Below are 1825 nucleotides of genomic sequence, written 5' to 3' on the forward strand. Positions count from 1 at the left end.
AGAAATCAAACAAAATGGTTCAGTGGATGAGGGGAAAGCTGCCTGATCTTTTTTGACCATACACAACTTTTAACCGTAGCTCATGTCCATTTGGCCACTTGCTTTAATTAAAGTATGTTTTATTTTCCACTCGCCATTGACGAATTCTTCTCGAACATAAGGATTACCATAGATTAATTTTTTAGGGCCTGTTGTATATCTGTCCATAAAATCTTTTGGTGTGAATCCATTATTAGATATTCCACTTATCCCGCCTTTTTTCGATTTAGCTCCTGACATATCATAATGCTTTTCTAATCGATTAAGTTGTAGGTAAAGTGATGAGCAATACATTGGGAGAAGTTTTAATTGCCCCTTATTGTCAAAAGGACCGTATTTCGGAAAACACGAAGCTAGCTTTTCTGAGGCTATTTTTGCATTACCGGCATATTCAACAGCCTTCATCTTTTTTATTTCCTCAAGGCGACCTAAAATACTAATTGGATTTAACTCGATATCACTTTCAAACTTTGAATTCTCAAGAATAAATTGACACAGTTTCTCAAAATCGAGAGATAGAATCCCCCAAAAAATCTGCGAAAAATCTGATTGGAAAGCAGAATCATTCACCTTAATCATTCCTGTAAAAGCATTTTGATCAGTATTGCCACTCATATTTCTTATATAGGCGATTTCCTGACTTTGTGCCTTTGGTTTATCTTCAAAGCGAATAAACTCAATAATATCCTCAAAATAATGCTTGTGGCCACCTAAGCCTTGTTTGATTTGATAGAGCTTCCGTTGATCACCAATCAGTCGATTTAACACACCAAGGACTGTGTCAATTGTAATTTGTCGATTTTGATAATTTTCATCCGACGCTAATTTTGTCATTGATCCAATGAAATCACGCCCTTTCTTAGGTATTGGTTGGTTATTTGAACCATCAAGGAAAGAATTTCTCCAAGATGCCTCATAATCAATAGTTATTTTCATTCATTACACCTCTTTAGACTCAAAATAAACTGCATATTCATCTTCTGGTATAGGTGAAATTTGGTCTGGTGTACGCTTAATACGCATCATTTGATTGCTATTATTAAAATCTACAATAACGTCATCTACATACATATAAGATTTTGCTTGACGAATAGAGAGAGCTTTAATCATTTCTAAGGTTGCCTCTACAAGCGCTTGGATTGCATCCTGATTCAAAAGAATGCCTGCCTCCCCAATTTCAAAAATAGTGCCCTTCCGTACATAGTTCGGATGAAATTCTGCTTTTGGCTTCAATGTTGGTTTCAAAGATTGGATAAAATCTTCAATGACTTTAGCAATAACTTCACCTTCATTGTCTTTAATTAGCATCGCTGCTCTCTCAAATTTATTATCTAATGAAATAAACTGGAGCTGTTCTATACTTATCGACCCATAGGAAATATATTGAGTGTCACCAAACGTAGTTTTGGAAAAGAACGAAGAACTATCTCTCTTTCCTGACCGACTAAACTGTTCAAAATTACCATTCCCTAATTGATCAACAAAATCTTCCAGCAATAAGGGACTAGTACGTTTGCATCGACTTTCAGGAACCACGTAGCCTCGAATAAGACCGGTTACAGAAGCGAGTACTTTTTGGAGATTTCTTTCCTTTGCATAATGCAAATCAAATGCGTGTGCTCTAAACAGGTGGTGACGAATACAATTTTGGCTGATATATAGAGGGGTTTTTCTAAAGTCTACATCAGTAGGTTCTTTCACGTGAGCTACGGTTAAAAGTTGTGTATGGTCAAAAAAGATCAGGCAGCTTTCCCCTCATCCACTGAACCATTTTGTTTGATTTCTC

The 1825-nt window shown here is 36.1% G+C and carries 1 protein-coding gene and 1 pseudogene; both read right to left on the reverse strand.

What is annotated here, in order from left to right; genetic code table 11:
• Nucleotides 1-81: 81 nt before the first annotated feature.
• Nucleotides 82-975: pseudogene (gene cas5fv / locus Llon_RS08425) on the reverse strand (type I-Fv CRISPR-associated protein Cas5fv); the annotation flags it as partial.
• A gap of 3 nt (nucleotides 976-978) precedes the next feature.
• Nucleotides 979-1740, reverse strand: a complete 762-nt coding sequence (cas7fv, locus tag Llon_RS08430; RefSeq protein ID WP_202813350.1) for a type I-Fv CRISPR-associated protein Cas7fv — start codon at nucleotides 1738-1740, stop codon at nucleotides 979-981.
• Between the last annotated feature and the right edge of the window lie 85 nt (nucleotides 1741-1825).

Source organism: Legionella londiniensis (assembly GCF_001467825.1).
Taxonomy (GTDB): Bacteria; Pseudomonadota; Gammaproteobacteria; order Legionellales; family Legionellaceae; genus Legionella_A; species Legionella_A londiniensis.